This window comes from Deinococcus sp. Leaf326, from assembly GCF_001424185.1.
Lineage (GTDB): Bacteria > Deinococcota > Deinococci > Deinococcales > Deinococcaceae > Deinococcus.
Genome location: NZ_LMOM01000043.1, coordinates 47,885 through 61,820, shown reverse-complemented (window position 1 = coordinate 61,820; position 13,936 = coordinate 47,885). Strand labels below are relative to the sequence as shown.

The 13,936-nt window shown below is 71.6% G+C and carries 13 protein-coding genes; 8 read left to right on the top strand and 5 right to left on the bottom strand.

Going from position 1 to position 13,936, the window contains the following annotated elements; genetic code table 11:
* Window positions 1-55: 55 nt before the first annotated feature.
* Window positions 56-1,216 carry an acyl-CoA dehydrogenase family protein gene (locus tag ASF71_RS13800; protein ID WP_056301236.1) on the bottom strand — a complete coding sequence of 387 codons (1,161 nt, stop codon included), beginning with the start codon at window positions 1,214-1,216 and terminating at the stop codon, window positions 56-58.
* A gap of 60 nt (window positions 1,217-1,276) precedes the next feature.
* Entirely contained in the window at window positions 1,277-2,041 is a 765-nt protein-coding gene (locus ASF71_RS13795; RefSeq protein WP_056301232.1) for a TatD family hydrolase, read from the bottom strand.
* 118 nt (window positions 2,042-2,159) lie between these two features.
* Between ASF71_RS13795 and ASF71_RS13790 the strand changes: the two genes are divergently transcribed.
* The 3 genes from ASF71_RS13790 (at window position 2,160) to ASF71_RS13780 (ending at window position 4,953) form a co-directional block, all read left to right on the top strand.
* On the top strand, window positions 2,160-2,768 hold the full coding sequence (locus ASF71_RS13790) for a hypothetical protein (RefSeq protein ID WP_056301229.1): 609 nt from the start codon (window positions 2,160-2,162) through the stop codon (window positions 2,766-2,768).
* Window positions 2,769-2,842: 74 nt separating this feature from the next.
* Complete coding sequence (locus ASF71_RS13785) at window positions 2,843-3,754, top strand: LptA/OstA family protein (protein WP_056301225.1); 912 nt, start codon at window positions 2,843-2,845, stop codon at window positions 3,752-3,754.
* Between the two features lie 20 nt (window positions 3,755-3,774).
* The gene (locus ASF71_RS13780) at window positions 3,775-4,953 is read left to right on the top strand and encodes an LptA/OstA family protein (protein ID WP_235514459.1); all 1,179 of its coding nucleotides are present in this window, start codon (window positions 3,775-3,777) and stop codon (window positions 4,951-4,953) included.
* Between the two features lie 18 nt (window positions 4,954-4,971).
* On the opposite strand, the gene ubiE is transcribed toward ASF71_RS13780, so the two are convergent.
* The 3 genes from ubiE to ASF71_RS13765 form a co-directional block, all read right to left on the bottom strand.
* Complete coding sequence (ubiE, locus tag ASF71_RS13775; protein ID WP_056301224.1) at window positions 4,972-5,700, bottom strand: bifunctional demethylmenaquinone methyltransferase/2-methoxy-6-polyprenyl-1,4-benzoquinol methylase UbiE; 729 nt, start codon at window positions 5,698-5,700, stop codon at window positions 4,972-4,974.
* A gap of 70 nt (window positions 5,701-5,770) precedes the next feature.
* Window positions 5,771-6,112 (bottom strand): GNAT family N-acetyltransferase, encoded by a 342-nt coding sequence (locus ASF71_RS25230; RefSeq protein WP_255354746.1) that lies wholly within the window; start codon window positions 6,110-6,112, stop codon window positions 5,771-5,773.
* A gap of 47 nt (window positions 6,113-6,159) precedes the next feature.
* A complete protein-coding gene (locus tag ASF71_RS13765) occupies window positions 6,160-7,347 on the bottom strand; it encodes a glycine C-acetyltransferase (protein ID WP_056301222.1) in 1,188 nt (395 codons plus the stop codon).
* A 217-nt stretch (window positions 7,348-7,564) separates the two neighbouring features.
* On the opposite strand from ASF71_RS13765, the gene ASF71_RS13760 reads away from it, so the two are divergent.
* From ASF71_RS13760 to ASF71_RS13740, 5 genes are all read left to right on the top strand, one after another.
* Entirely contained in the window at window positions 7,565-8,335 is a 771-nt protein-coding gene (locus ASF71_RS13760) for a dynein regulation protein LC7 (protein ID WP_056301219.1), read from the top strand.
* Window positions 8,332-9,990, top strand: a complete 1,659-nt coding sequence (locus tag ASF71_RS13755; RefSeq protein WP_082506036.1) for a hypothetical protein — start codon at window positions 8,332-8,334, stop codon at window positions 9,988-9,990. Before ASF71_RS13760 ends, ASF71_RS13755 begins: the two co-directional genes overlap by 4 nt.
* A 25-nt stretch (window positions 9,991-10,015) precedes the next feature.
* Window positions 10,016-11,977, top strand: a complete 1,962-nt coding sequence (locus tag ASF71_RS13750) for a hypothetical protein (RefSeq protein ID WP_369814999.1) — start codon at window positions 10,016-10,018, stop codon at window positions 11,975-11,977.
* Window positions 11,978-12,081: 104 nt separating this feature from the next.
* On the top strand, window positions 12,082-12,528 hold the full coding sequence (tsaE, locus tag ASF71_RS13745; RefSeq protein WP_056301216.1) for a tRNA (adenosine(37)-N6)-threonylcarbamoyltransferase complex ATPase subunit type 1 TsaE: 447 nt from the start codon (window positions 12,082-12,084) through the stop codon (window positions 12,526-12,528).
* 190 nt (window positions 12,529-12,718) lie between these two features.
* On the top strand, window positions 12,719-13,903 hold the full coding sequence (locus tag ASF71_RS13740; RefSeq protein WP_056301214.1) for an acetate kinase: 1,185 nt from the start codon (window positions 12,719-12,721) through the stop codon (window positions 13,901-13,903).
* The last annotated feature ends 33 nt before the right edge of the window (window positions 13,904-13,936 follow it).

Sequence of the window (13,936 nt, the reverse complement as noted above, 5' to 3'; positions counted from 1 at the left end):
GGGCAACCGGGTGGCCTCTACAGGCCACAGGCCACGCGCCACACGCTCCCCTCCCTCACTCCAGCGCGCCCACTCCGGTCAGGTGACGGCCCACGATCAGGGTGTGGATGTCGTGGGTGCCCTCGTAGGTGTCCACAGTCTCCAGGTTGAGCATGTGGCGGATGACGGGGTATTCGGTCGTGATGCCGTTGCCGCCCAGCATTTCGCGGGCGAGCCGCGCACCCTGCAGGGCCACGCGCACGTTGTTGCGTTTGGCGTAGCTCACCTGGGCGAAGTTCATGCGGCCCGCGTCCTTCAGGGTGCCCAGGCGCCACGCGAGCAGCAGGCCGGTCGAGTGGTCGGTCGCCATCCGTACGAGCTTGTCCTGTATGAGCTGGCGCCCGGCGATGGGTTTGCCGAAGGTCGTGCGGCTGCCCGCATAGTCCAGCGCGGTCTGCAACACGGCCTCCAGCGCGCCCATCGCTCCCCAGGCGATCCCGAAGCGGGCCGAGGTCAGGCAGGACAGGGGCGATTTGAGGCCCCGGCTGCCGGGCAGCAGGTTCTCGGCCGGAATGCGGCAGTCCTCCAGTACGATCTCGCCGGTCAGCGAGGCGCGCAGGCTCATCTTGCGTTCGATCTTGGGGGCGTGGAAGCCGGGGGTATCGGTCGGCACGGTAAAGCCCCGGACCACGCCCTCGTCGTCCTTGGCCCATACGACCGCCACATCGGCGGCGGGGCTGTTGGTGATCCACATCTTGCTGCCGTTCAGGACGTAGTGGTCGCCGTCCTTACGGGCGCGGGTGCGCATCGCGCCGGGGTCCGATCCGCCGTCGGGTTCGGTCAGGCCGAAGCAGCCGATGAGTTCCCCGGAGGCGAGGCCCGGCAGCCAGCGTCTCTTTTGTTCATCGCTGCCGAACGCATGAATCGGGAACATCACGAGGCTGCCCTGCACGCTCGCCGCGCTGCGCAGGCCGCTGTCCACGCGCTCGAGCTCGTACATCATCGCCCCGTAGGCGCTGTAGCTCGCGCCCGCGCCGCCGTATTCCTCGGGGATCGTCGGGCCAAGCAGGCCCATCTTGCCGAAACTGCGCATCACGTCCCGTACCGGCAGCTCGCCGCTGTCCCACCACCCGGCGATGTGGGGCAGCAGTTCGGCGTCGGCGTAGGCGCGCACGCTCTCGCGGATGAGGCGTTCGTCGGGGGTCAGCAGCTCGGCAACGGCAAATTCGTCGAACATGGGTGGTTCTCCTTGGGGCTGTGGATGTGGCCCCACCTTAGCTCGGCCCGCCCCGCGGCGTCAGTCTGCCGGGATGCCGTACACCCGCCGGGCGTTCTCGTCGGTCACGCGCTCGAGGTCGGCCGCGTCCAGACCGCGCAGCCCCGCCACGAACTCCAGCGTGTGGCGCACGTAGCCGGGGCGATTGGGCCGGCCGCGCTTGGGCACCGGGGCCAGAAAGGGTGCGTCGGTCTCGACGAGGAGACGGTCGAGCGGCACCTCGCGCGCCGCTGCCTGGATGGGCTGGGCGGTCTTGTAGGTCGTGTTGCCCGCGAAGCCGAAGTACGCCCCGCGCTCCAGCCCGAAGCGCAGCAGCCCTGCGTGCCCGCTGAAGCAGTGCAGGATGACTGATACGTCCGGCCACGCCGCGAGCACGTCCATTACGCGCCGGTGGGCGCTGTCCTCCCCCGCCTTGTCGCGCGTGTGGATGACGAGTGCTTTGCCAGTGCGCCGCGCGAGGTCGAGCTGCCACTCGAAGGCGGCGAGCTGCGCGGGGCGCTGCGTATCGTCCCAGTAGTCGTCCAGGCCGCTTTCCCCGATGCCGACTACGCGGGGATGCCCGGCCAGCCGCTCGACTTCTGTGCGCAACTCGGGCGAGTCCTGCCCGGCGTCGGTGGGGTGCAGACCCACGGTCGCCCACACGTCGGGAAACTGCTCGGCCAGGGCCACTGCGTTGCGGGCGTGCTCCAAGCTCGCGCCGATGCACACCAGAGCGGTCAGGCCCAGTTCGTGCCGGGCCGAGGCCGGGTCGTCGAGGTAGTCGAGGTGGGTGTGCGAGTCGAACATGGAGTGCAGCCTAGAGGCTGACGCGGGGCAACGGGGCGGCGGACCTCACCCCCGTGGGCCGTTTTCCGGTCAGCCTGGCCCCATCACTCTCATGAGAGGGGCACGCTAGAGTGCGCCCGTGCAGAAAGCCGGTCCCCTCGCCCTCTTGGCGCTTCTCGTGTTCGCGCTGGCCTTCGCCTTCGTGCCGACCGGGCCGCGCGGCGGGGCGGCGCAGACCGGCGCGCAGCTTCAGGGCGTGCGGCTCTCGCTCTATCCGGCGCGCGACGAGGGCGCGGTGTGGACCTTCGCAGCCGGGGACGTGCGCAGCGACCCCGTCACCAACATCACGCAGCTCTCGGAGTTGTCGCGGGGCGAGCGCCTGCTGCGTGAACGCGACGCGGCTGGGCGCTACACCGGCCGCCAGACCCTCGACGCGACCCTTAGCACGCCCGAACTGACCATCAACGCGCAGGACGACCTCGTCACGCCGGGGGCCCGCATCACATTGGTACAGCAGTGCGCCGACCTGACGCTGACCGGCACGCCCGAACAGCCGGTGCGCATCGAACAGGGCACAGGTTTCAGTGCGCCGGTTGCGGAGGTGGATTCGCCTGCGCTGGTGGGGCGGATCACCCGTATTCAGATGTCTTTTCAGTTCGATCTGCTTGCTTCGGGTGAAGACTCGAACTACCAGTTGCCCATAGACCCGACCGAAACCTGCCGCGACGGCAAACGCGTACCAATCTGATCGGCCGTTCCCTGCCTCCCATCTTCCCCACGGCCAGTCCTCATCCGGCCGGCCCACACTGAACCGGAGACCCCATGAAGACCCCAACCCTTCTGCCCACCCGCGCGCTGCTGCTCGCGGCCCTGACCGCCACCACCGTCCTCGCCCAGACCGGCAGCAGCGCCGACAAGCGGGTGATCAACATCCAGGGCGCTTCCACGGGCAACCTGCGCACCGGCCCGCTGAACTTCACCGGCAGCCCGGTCAAGGCGACGGTCAGCACCCTCCAGATCCAGTCGGCCCAGGCGACGCTCGCGGCTCCGGCCGGCACGGCGATCATCGAGGCGCGCGGCAAGCGGACGGCCAACTTCAGCGGCAACATTGCCGTGACGCGCGGCCGCCTGAGCGCCAAGGGCGACAAGCTGGCCTACAGCGAGGTCAGCGGTCAGGGCGTCCTGAGCGGCAGCGCGGCGGCGACCTTCCTGCCCGAGGGCAATTCGGGCAACGACCCCGTGAACATCACGGCCGCGCAGATGAGCCTGGACGTGGACAACAACGTCTCGACGAGCACCGGCACCGTGCGCCTGACCAACGGTACCCAGACGGGCCGCGCCGACAAGCTGGTCTTCGACGAGGACAAGGAGCTCGCGCAGCTCACCGGCACCCCCAGCCTGACGCGCGCCGCCAAGGGCAGCCAGAAGGAACTCGTCATCTCGGGCGCCGAGGTCCGCGCCCTGACCAAGAGCAAGACGCTGTACGTCAAGGGCGGCGTGAAGCTTATGCAGGGGACCCAGACCACCACCGGGGACGCGGTGTACTACGACGACGCCAAGAACGTGGCCTACGTGGTGGGCAACGCCCTGAGCGTGGACAGCAAGAGCAAGGTCACGCTGCGCGCGCCGGCCAGCGGGTACCTCGAGCAGCGCACCGATCTCGCCCGCGTGAGCGTGAAGAACAGCCGCTACACCATCCCCGTCGCCCAGTTCGCGCTGCGCGGCGAGCAGTAGGCCCCCGGAAACCGCGCCGCGTGAAGCGTCCCGCAGTCCTGGCCCTGACGCTGACCCTGGGCGCCGCCCCGCTGCTGTGGCCGGTGTTGGCGCAGACCAGTCCGGGGCAGTCCGGCTCAGGGCAGGCGACCCCGGCGCAGATAGTTCCGGCCCAGGTGACTCCGGCCCAGACGGTTCCTGGGCCAGCTGCCGCACCAGCGGCGCCGGCCCAGGACACGCCGCCCGCCGAAGCTCCGCCCACCCAGACCGCGCCGGCTGACCAGACCGCGCCTACGCCCGAGGCCGCCCCAGTCGCCACCGACGCCCCTACTGAGCACGAGCGGGCCGGGCGCTGCGTGGAGGGATCGGAGCAGTCCTGCCTCGCGCTCGTGCGCCAGGGCCAGGACGGTCAGGAGCGGCGCATTCTGGTCATCCGCACCGGGACCAGCGACGAGACGGGCATCTATACCGTGTGCGGCCCGCGCGACGGTGACCCCGAGGGCACGCCCAATATCGGGGTGTTCAGCGAGACGGGGGCCGGCGGGGTGCGCGTAGTGATCGACAAGAACGTGGTGCGCGTGCCTCTGGCCATTGTGACCAACAAGCCGCCCGCCGAAGGCCAGGAGGGCAGCGACGGCCGCGTCGAGGCGAGTGCGGGCACCGCGCGGTTTCTCGATGCCGCGCCCGAGGGCAGCACGGACCGCCTGGGCGCCTGCGGGGTCGAGGCGCAGCCCAAGCCGGCTCCCGATACCGTGTTCGTCACGCAGGGCAAGACCAGCCTGCGCGGCCAGAGCCTCGTATACGACGAAACCGACGGTGTCGCGCGCATCGACGGTCCCATCACCTTCACGCGCGACAACGCCGAGCAGCCGCTCTCGGGCAGCAGCGAGCGCATTGAGGTGGACGTGGACGCCGAGCGCACCCTACTCGTCGGCAAGGTCGAGCTGAGGAGCGAGGGCGGGCGCGTGAGCCGGGCCCCCCGCGTGGAGTACGACGACGCGGCCAACACCGCCCGCCTGTACGCCACCGGGGGCGAGGCGGCCGAGAGCACCAAGGGCACCGACGTGCTGCGCGTGACGAACGGCTACATCCTGTATAACCTCGACAGCAGCGACGTGGTGGTCATCAGCGACGAGGGCAACAAGATCAGCGGCGAGTTCCAGGACGGAGACGGCGCCGCGCCAACGACTCCGCCCCAGACGGTCCCGGCGCAGCCCTAGGCGGCGGGCCAGCCCGGCCTACAGCCGGTCGCCCACCCAGATGCCCGCGATGCCGAAGGTCAGCGCCCGGTAGCGGGAACGGAAGCCGGTCGCGCGCATGAGCTGCGCGAGCTGCTCGGGCGGCGGAAAGGCCAGCACACTTTCGGGCAGGTAGGTGTACGCGCCCGCGTTGCCGCTGATCAGCCCGCCGATGCGCGGCAGCACCTGTTGGAAGTAGAAGCGGAACACGTCCCCGAACAGCCCCGGCGCGGGCGGCGGAAACTCCAGAATCACCAGTCGGCCGCCCGGCGCCAGCACCCGCCAGAATTCGGCCAGGCCTGCTCCGTAGTCGGCAAAGTTCCGGAAGCCGAAGGCGCAGGTGATGGCGTCGAAGCTGCCGTCGGCGTAGGGCAACTGCAGGGCGTCCCCCTCCTCGAACACGATGTCGAGCCGGCGCGCCCCGGCCTTGCGCCGCGCGATCTCCAGCATCTCGGGTACAAAGTCGCTGCCCACGACCGTGGTGTGCGGGGCCGCCCGCGTCCGCAGTTCGAGCGCGAAGTCGCCGGTGCCGGTCGCCACGTCAAGCAGCCGCGCCGGTTCCAGGGCCAGCGCCTCGGCGGCGGCGGCGCGGCGCCACGCGTGGTCCACGCCCAGGCTCAGCACGCCGTTGAGTAGGTCGTAGCGCGGCGCGATGGAGGCGAACATGGCCTGCACCTCACGGCCCTTGTCTTGCTTGTCGCCCACCGGGGGCTTTTTGGGGGCGCTCATGGCCCGAATTGTAGGCGGCGCGCGGCGGGACACGGCGGCAAGCCGGGGGCCGGACGCCGGCCAGCGCCGCTCAACTCAGGCGCAGCAGTCCTGCCCCGGTCGGCCCGAAGCCGCAGCCTGCATAGAAGCCTGCTAGGTGCGGTTCGTAGTCCACATGTAGCCACTCCAGGCCCCGGCCCCGCGAGGCCTCGGCGGCCCGGCGCACGAGTTCAGTGCCCACGCCGCGCCGCCCGTGGTCCGGGTGGACGGTCGTGTCGAGCAAGAAGGCGTGTACGCCCCCGTCCCAGGCCACGTTCACGAAGCCGATCAGCTCGCCTGAGTCCGTGTGGGCCGTGATCCAGGTCAGGCTGCGTTCGAGAACGGCGGCCCAGCTCTGTCCGTTGTCCCGGCCACCCCAGGCCGCCTCACGCAGACGGCCCAGCGCGGCGAGGTCGGGCCACTGCCGGACCTCGTAGCCGATCAGGAGATGGTCCCCAGGGCGCGGCCCACCCGCGCGTAGGCGGCGAGCGCCTGCTCCAGGTCGTCGCGGGTGTGCTCGGCGGTCACGATGTTGCGGATACGCGCCTTGCCCCGCGGCACCGTCGGAAAGCCCAGGCCCACCGCGAAGATTCCTTCCGCGAACAGGCGGCGGCTCGCCTCGAAGGCCGCCTCCGCCTCCCCGAACACGACGGGTGTGATGGGCGTCTCGCTGCCCATCGTGTCGAAGCCCAGGCGGGCGAGTTCGGCCTTGAAGAAACGGGTGTTGTCCCACAGCCGCTCCATGAATGACCCGTCACTCTGCACGAGTTCCAGCGCCGCCGAGAGTGCCCCGACCACCGCCGGCGGCTGCGCCGTCGAGAACAGGTAGGGCCGCGCGCGGTTGAGCAGCAGCGTCTTGAGGTCGGCGTGCCCGGCCGCGTAGCCGCCTACCACGCCCCAGGCCTTGCTCAGGGTGCCGACCTGAAGCACGTCCTCGGCCTCGGCCAGCCCGAAGTGGTGCACCGTGCCGCGTCCCGCCTCACCCAGTACGCCCGAACCGTGGGCGTCGTCTACGTAGGTCACGGCGCCGTAGCGGCGGGCCACCTCGACCAGCCGGTCCAGCGGGGCCACGTCGCCGTCCATGCTGAACACGCCGTCGGTCACGACGAGCTTGAGGCCGTCCGTGTCGTTCTCGCGCAGCAGGCGCTCGAGGTCGTCCGGGTCGGCGTGCTTGAACACCTTCTTGGTCGCCTTCGTCAGCCGCAGCCCGTCGATGATGCTCGCGTGGTTCAGTTCGTCGCTGACCACGAGGTCGCCTTCCTTGAGCAGGGTTCCCAGCGCGCCCTGGTTGGTCGTGAAGCCGCTTTGCAGCACCAGGGCGCTGCCGGTGTGCTTGAAGGCGGCGAGCTGTTCCTCGAAGTCCTCGTGGATGCGGAGCGTCCCGGCGATGGTCCGCACCGCGCCTGCGCCCGCGCCCCACTGCTCCAGGTACGCGGCGGCCCGGGCCTTGAGAACCGGGTGGTCGGCGAAGCCGAGGTAGTTGTTGCTGGCGAGATTGATGACCTCGCGGCCGTCCACGCGGGTCCGGGCGCGGTTGGCGGCGTCCAGCACGCGCGGGTGGATCAGGAGGCCGCTTTCGCGCAGCCCGGCGAGTTCGGCGCCGAGGCGCGCGGAAAGAGAAGTCGGCATGGTCCCCAGTCTAGGCGCGCGCCTGCTCGGCTGTCCGGGCTGGGCGGATGCCCCCGTGCCTCATCCGCAACAAATGTGTAAGGCCGGGATTTTTATACTTCCCTGCAGAACTGCCCTCTCCGGCTCCGGCATCCGCGTTGTTCCGGCCCCGCCCGGCCAGAGGCAGGACTGGCCCTGACCCCCGAGTGGGCAGGGCGGCGCGCCGAGGTCTTTTGCCATGACGAACTCTGTTTACACCATGATCGCGCGTGCCCTGTCGCTCAGCGTCTCGGAGCGGGCGGCCGACACCATGTTGCGCTCGGCGCTGCGCGAACGGGGACTGAGTCCCGAGACCGTCACGGCGCAGGAGATGCAGGGCGTCTTGTCCGGCCCGCTGATGGACCGCCTGGGCGCCGCGCTGCCGCACGCCCGCGCGCGGACCGAACTGCTTTCTCTCTCTCGGCGGCTGGAACGCGAGGACCCCAAGGCGCCGACCCTCTTCACCGATGTCGGCGCCTTCGCGACCTGGGACGACGTGTCCATGTCACCCGCGAGTGCCCTGCACGACGCGCCCGAGCTCGGCGCCGACGATTTCGAGTTCGACGACCCCGACTTCAGCGCCGCGCCCCAGCGCCCGACCTTCGAGCTGGGCACGGCGGGGGGCCAGGAGGCCCTGATTCAGCACCTGGGCAAATTTCAGGGGGTCCAGGGCGTCCTCGTCTCGCGCCCGAACGGCGAGCTGCTGCGCGCCCGCGCCCTGCGCGACGCCCGCGCCCTGAGCAGCGTGATGGCCGCAGCTTCCCTGGTGTTCCGGCGCCGGGGGCTGCACCTCATGTCGGCCGACCTGGGCGGGCAGACCGTGTGCATGCGGCCGATGGGCGAGTACTGCGTGGCGGTCGTGGCCGGGCCGCAGGTCAACATCGGCCGGCTGCTGAGCGAATTGCAGGGGCTGGAACTTCAGGGTCAACCGGGGCCGCCCCGGGGCCACATTCAGGGGGAAAGCGCGTGAACCGAAGCCGTACCGTCCGTTTTTCGGGGGCCGCCGCGGCTCCGGCCTTCCTGACCCTGGCGCTGCTGAGCGGCGCCGCCGGGGCGCAGAACCTGGGAGCCTACGGCGCCCTGGCCCAGAGCCTCGACGCCGCCGCGCAGAGCAGCGGCCAGAACGCCGTCGCCACCCTGAACGCCCTGGACCGCGCCGGCGCGGCGCTGGACCGGCTCGTGCCCACCCTGAACAACCCCACGGTGGTCACGGGGCTGCGCGACACCCTGGACGCCGCCCGCGCCGCGCAGGCGCGCACGCCCGCCGAGTTGCAGGCGCAGCTGCTGCTGGCCCGCGGCCTGATGCGCCGGTCCCTCTATGACCAGACCGTGACGGTACTGGCCGTCTCGCCCGCCAACGCCGCCGACCGCCTGCGGGTGCTGGCCCGCGAGTTCGGCCTGGACGCCGCCGGCACGCAGGCCCTCCAGACCGACGCCCGTGCCGGGCAGGTCAGCCGGGTCGCGTGGCGGCTCCAGCGAGAGGGAGCCGCGCGCCTCTCCTCGGCGCTGGGCAGCGTGACGCCCACGCGCAGCGCGGCGTCCTACCTCGCCCTGGCGCGGGCCACGAGCTGGTTCACGGTCGTGCAGGACGCCGGGCGCGCGGCGCAGCCCCCCCTGGAGACCGCGCAGTTCAACACGGCCCTGACGCAGCTCACCTCCGGCGACCTGAACGCGCTGGGGACCTCGCTTGCCGGCCTGCGCCGCAGCGCCGCCTCGCTGCGCGGCGCGCTCGTCTCGCCCCCATCGGCGACGGGGGCTCCGGCCGGCCAGACTCCGGCGGCCCAGACCCCCACTGAGCAGACGCCTGCTGGTCAGGCTGCGGCCCCATCGGCGACGGGAACGCCGGCGGCCCAGACCCCCACCGCGCAGACCCCGGTCACCGGGACGCCCGCGGCCACGGCCGGGTCGGGCGGACTGGCGACGGCCTACGCCGGACTCGGCCGCGCCCTAACAGCGGCCGGGCACGGCGATCCCGAGGCCGCGCGGGCCGCCCTGGCCGACGTGGGGCCCGCGCTAGCGGGCGCTCCAGCGGCCCTGCGCGGCGCGCCCGGCTTCGACAGTTACCTCGGCGACGTGCAGACCATTGGCTCGCGTGCGGGCCTGCGCCCAGACGACGTGCAGGCCCTGATCGCCGGCTTGGGCGCCCTGGAACGCCGCGCAGACGGCCAGGGCACAAGCCTGCTTGACCGCTGGTCGCTGGGCACCTCGCAGTGGCTGGGCGGCGCGGTCCGCGCGCTGCTGGGGCTGCTGCTCGCGCTGGCCTGCGCCGCGCCGCTGTACCTGCTGCAACTCGCTTTCGGGGGCCGCAATCCCTACTGGCGGGCCATCAGCGCCGCGCTGGCACTGCTGCTGCTTCCCACCTTCCTCGACGGCGTCTTCGGGTTTCTGGGCTGGCTGGGTGACCTGACCGGTCTGGGGCTGCTGCGCGGGGCCTCCAACCTCACGCTGTCGCAGGCCCCCTACGGCCTCGGGCTCCACGGGCTGCTGGTCGCGCTGGCGCTGGGTCTGGCGACCTACGGGTTCCGGGGCCTGTGCGTGCAGTTCGGCCTGCTGGGAGGCGGGCGCACCAAGGTCCAGACACCCGTCGCCGCTCCGACCAGCCTCGATTGGGACGAGGAAGTCTGATGCAAAATAGCGGAGAATACGGCCTGTGACTGCACCTATCCCCCTGCACCGTCTGCCGGTGCGCCTGCTGAGCGATCTGATGTCGCCGCGCGCCCTGGAGCGGGTCATCCAGGACGCGGCCCAGGCGCGTGGGCTGCCCGTCGCCGGTCTGGACCGCCCGGCGCTGGAGGACATCCTCAAGCGTGAAGTCTTCAAGCGGCTGCAACTGAGCGTGCCGGCGCCGCTGGCCAAGAAGCGTGTCTCGGAGGTCCTTGCCGAACTGCTGCTGGCCGATCAGGCGGGGGCCGCCGCGCGCTCCGCTCCGGCCGGTGGCCCGGACGCGGCTGAGGCGGCGCGGGCCGAGGCCGCGCGGGTCGTGTCGCAACTTGAAGAGGGCCTACGCCGCTTCGCGCTGTATTTCGACTGGCCCGAAACCCAGCGCCTGCGCGGCGTGCTGGGCATCGCCCGCCAGCAGCAGCAGGACGGGCAGGCTCCCGCACCGCTGCTGCAGGAAGGTCAGGACCTGCTCGGCGCGCTGGAACGCCGCCTGCAGGAAGAACTCGTCATCCAGGCGCAGGACCTCGCGGAACTGCGCGCGACCTTTGCGCGGGTACAGGGCCTGGGCAGCCGGGACGTGCGCCGCGTCGAGGGCCTGATCAACCAGATCGCCGAGGCGCAGGACCAGCAGGTACTGCTGCCGGCCGAGGTGGACCGCGCCCGTACCCTGGCCTTCAAGCTGCGCCGCAGCCTGGAAAGCAGCGTGGTGCAGCCGGGCGGCGGCGCGGCGGCCCTGCCAGCCGACGCCCAGGCGCGGGTGCAGGCGCTGGAACAGGAGCATGTCGCCCGGCGCCTGAGCGACCTGGGCAACGAGTACGCCCTCCTGTTCGAGCTGCGTCCGGACCTTGCCCAGAACCACGAGAAACTGCGCGAAACCCACGCGGCGGGCACCCTGCGCAGCGAATCGGCCGAGGCGTGGCAGGTCACGCTCGCCGAGGCCCGCCGCGGCGCCCTGGAGCAGCAGCGCAACGAACTGGCCGAACTCGACGGCCGTTTTGAGAACGTGCAGGACAGCCCGGCAGCGCAGGACGCCCGGTTGCGCCTGGAAGTCGCCCGCAGCATCCTGGCCGGCGACGGTCTCATCACGGCCGAACTGCGCGAGTTGAGCACCACCCTGACCGCTCTCAACTCGTCTCCCGAGACGATGGACCACCTGCTCGAGCAGCAGCGTGAGCTGGCCGAGCTGGAGCGTGCCGCCCGCGACGTGCCGGGCGCGCAGGCCGAACTGAGCGCCGATCTCGCCGCCGCCCGCAGCGCGCTGGTGCTGGGGCAGGTCCCTGACCTGGGGCCGCTGTGGCGCGTGCTGGAGCGGCACATGGGCCGCGCGGCCCAGCAGCGTGAGGATTTCGACGCCCGCGCCGACCACGTCGTCGAGCAGTACGACCGGGTGCGGACCCTGGCCGGCGAAACCACCCAGTCGCTGGGCCGCCTTGCCGAGACGCTGCGGGCCCAGCGCCGCCTGGGGCCGATGAGCCCGCAGGCGCGCACGCGCTACGCACAGACCCTGGAGGGCGCCGAGGCGCTGCTCATCGAGGCCCGCGCCGAGTACGAGGCGGCCCAGCAGGTCACGTCCACTTTCGGCGAGGACGCCCTGAGCGGACTCCTGGGGCTGTTCGACTTGGGCGGCGACGCGGACGCGCCCGAGTTGGCCCCGGCTACCGGTTCCTCCGAGGACGCTCCGGCGCGCCGTGACCAGGCGGACTCTGGCCTGCCCCATGGCGCCTGGACCGTGACTGCTGGGGAGATCACAGACGGGCCGGCCGAGGAGGGTGCGGCGAAGGTCGCGTCCCTGCTGGCGCAGGCCGCCGCCGCCGGGCTGCACCGCCTGGACATGGGTGACGCCTCGCACGTCTGGTCGGCCCGTCTGGGCCAGTCGGGTGATTGGCGACTGGCCCGCGCCGCCGACTGGGACACGCTCGACCGCGAGGCGGGGGCGTGGCTCGACGGATAATACCCACACGAACTCCTGCCGGCTGAACCGCGGGGGGCCAGGACGAACCGTTCCTGAGCCCCCAGCTCGTTCACGCCTTCCGGTCGGGCGGGCATACTGCGGGCATGGTGTCTGAATTTCCCCTCCAGCCCGGTGAGACCCGGCGGCTGGGCGGCGAGGCTGAGCAGCGGGCGCTGGGCGCGGCGCTGGCCGCAGCGTTGCCGGGCGGCGCGGTGCTGTTTCTGGAAGGCGAGCTGGGTGCGGGCAAGACCACCCTCACGCAGGGGCTGGTCGGCGCGCTGGGCTTCACCGAGCCCGTCACCAGTCCGACCTACGCCCTGATGCACCTCTACCCCGCGCCCGGTGGACAGGTGCTGCATGTGGACGCCTACCGCGTGCGCGATGTGGCCGAGCTGTACGAGATGGACCTGGATGAGCTCATCGAGGCCAGTCGCCTGAGCATCATCGAATGGGGCGAGGCGCTGTATGCCGACTATCCGCAGGCCCCGGTCCTGCTCCTCGAACACTTGGACGGTGATCCGGAGGCCCGGCAGGTCACGCGGCGACGATAAGGCGGTCCGGTTTGTGGACGAGAAGATGGCTGGGTGGTCCAGCGATGCAGAGCCACCCAGGACCGACCGGTGCAGCGGCGACCGGCCATGAACGCGGCGCGGCCCCATGCTCCGGCCCCGCCATTTCTGAAGCCGGCCCTCTCTTTTCTCGGTACATCCCCGCTGGCCGGATGGGACAGAATGGGGCCCTATGTGGACCCTGGTACTCAACTGCGGCTCCAGCAGCCTGAAGTTCGCGCTGCTCGACCCCGACACGCGTGAGCTGCAACTCTCGGGACTGGCCGAGCGCCTGGGCGTGGACGGCGCCTCGCTGCGTCTGGACCGGGACGGCGAGCGGCGGACCCACGACCTGAAGGGCGGCGGCCACGCAGCGGCCCTGGACCGGCTGCTGGCCGAGCTGTCCGCCCTGGGCCTGCTGGATGGGGTGGCGGCGGTCGGGCACCGTGTGGTCCACGGCGGCGAACGCTTCAGCGCGCCGGCCCGGATCACGCCCGAGGTCATGGAGGCCATCCGGGCCTGTGTGCCGCTCGCGCCGCTGCACAACCCGGCCAACATCGCCGGGATCGAGGCCGCGCAGGCCGCCTTTCCGGGCGTGCCGCAGGTGGCGGTGTTCGACACGGCCTTTCACCAGACCATGCCGCCTGTGGCCTACCGCTACGCCGTGCCGGAGGCGTGGTACCACCACTACGGGGTACGGCGTTACGGCTTTCACGGCACCAGCCACGCCTACGTGGCCGGGGAGGCCGCCGGGATGCTGGGCCGCCCGCTTGAGGACCTCAACCTCATCACCGCGCACCTCGGCAACGGCAGTAGCGTGTGCGCGGTCGCGGGTGGGCGCAGCGTGGACACGAGCATGGGCCTGACCCCGCTGGAGGGACTGGTCATGGGCACCCGCAGCGGCGACGTGGACCCCGGCCTGCACGACTACGTGGCGCGGCAGTCGGGCCTGAGCCTCTCGGAGGTGACGGGCGCGCTGAACCGCGAGAGCGGACTGCTCGGCCTGTCCAACCTCGCCAGCGACATGCGCGAGCTTGAAGAGGCCGCCGGGCGCGGGCACGCGGGCGCCCGCCTCGCGCTGGACGTGTTCGTCTACCGCCTCGCGGGCACGGTCGCCCAGATGGCCGCCGCCCTGGGCCGGGTGGACGGACTGGTCTTTACCGGCGGAATCGGCGAAAACAGCGCCTCCGTGCGCGCGCAGACCCTGGCCCGCCTGGGCTTTCTGGGCTTCGCGCTCGACGAGAAAGCCAACGCGGCGGCCGTGCGCGGCGGGTCGGGCCTGGTGACCCGTACGGGCACCCTGCCGGCCCTCGTTGTGAACACGAACGAGGAACTGATGATCGCGCGCCAGACACAGGACGTCGTGACCGGGAGCTAGGCCGTGGAGCGCCGGGACCACGGTTCGCGGCGC

Bases quoted from the DNA above. Each gene is read 5' to 3' on its own strand.
- ASF71_RS13800 (WP_056301236.1), bottom strand. From the start codon at position 1,216: ATGTTCGACGAATTTGCCGTTGCCGAGCTGCTGACCCCCGACGAACGC.
- ASF71_RS13795 (WP_056301232.1), bottom strand. From the start codon at position 2,041: ATGTTCGACTCGCACACCCACCTCGACTACCTCGACGACCCGGCCTCG.
- ASF71_RS13785 (WP_056301225.1), top strand. From the start codon at position 2,843: ATGAAGACCCCAACCCTTCTGCCCACCCGCGCGCTGCTGCTCGCGGCC.
- ubiE (WP_056301224.1), bottom strand. From the start codon at position 5,700: ATGAGCGCCCCCAAAAAGCCCCCGGTGGGCGACAAGCAAGACAAGGGC.
- ASF71_RS13765 (WP_056301222.1), bottom strand. From the start codon at position 7,347: ATGCCGACTTCTCTTTCCGCGCGCCTCGGCGCCGAACTCGCCGGGCTG.
- ASF71_RS13760 (WP_056301219.1), top strand. From the start codon at position 7,565: ATGACGAACTCTGTTTACACCATGATCGCGCGTGCCCTGTCGCTCAGC.
- tsaE (WP_056301216.1), top strand. From the start codon at position 12,082: ATGGTGTCTGAATTTCCCCTCCAGCCCGGTGAGACCCGGCGGCTGGGC.
- ASF71_RS13740 (WP_056301214.1), top strand. From the start codon at position 12,719: ATGTGGACCCTGGTACTCAACTGCGGCTCCAGCAGCCTGAAGTTCGCG.